This is a genomic window from Lentilactobacillus dabitei, assembly GCF_019061365.1.
Taxonomy (GTDB): domain Bacteria; phylum Bacillota; class Bacilli; order Lactobacillales; family Lactobacillaceae; genus Lentilactobacillus; species Lentilactobacillus dabitei.
The window spans coordinates 1-336 of the sequence record NZ_JAHPPD010000192.1; the positions used below are offsets into that span (position 1 = coordinate 1).

1 protein-coding gene is annotated in these 336 nt (G+C 40.5%); it reads left to right on the top strand.

Annotated elements, in window-relative coordinates; all coding sequences use genetic code 11:
* Positions 1 to 336, top strand: a 336-nt coding sequence (gene tnpA / locus KTE19_RS13750; protein ID WP_249778680.1) for an IS200/IS605 family transposase, incomplete at both ends; no start/stop codon positions are given.

The window sequence follows — 336 nt, forward strand, 5'->3', positions numbered from 1 at the left end:
AAAAAGCAGCGTTTAGATGAAGCTATTTACGAACGCAACTATGTTTACAATTTTCATTTTCATTTAATCTGGGTAACTAAAAATCGGCATCCCGCATTCATAACCTCACAATTAGTTACCGACATGAAATCAATTTTGCAACGAATTGCCGATCTGAATGAGGTGATCATTGAACGAATGGAAGTTATGCCGGACCACGTTCACATGTTGATTAGTTTTAAGCCTAAATACGCGCCAACCAATATTGTCAAAGCCTTTAAGGGTGGCTCTGCGCGCCTATTCTTTGAGAAGCACCCGGAAGTAAAAGCCCAAAAGTTTTGGGGTGGCCATTTATGG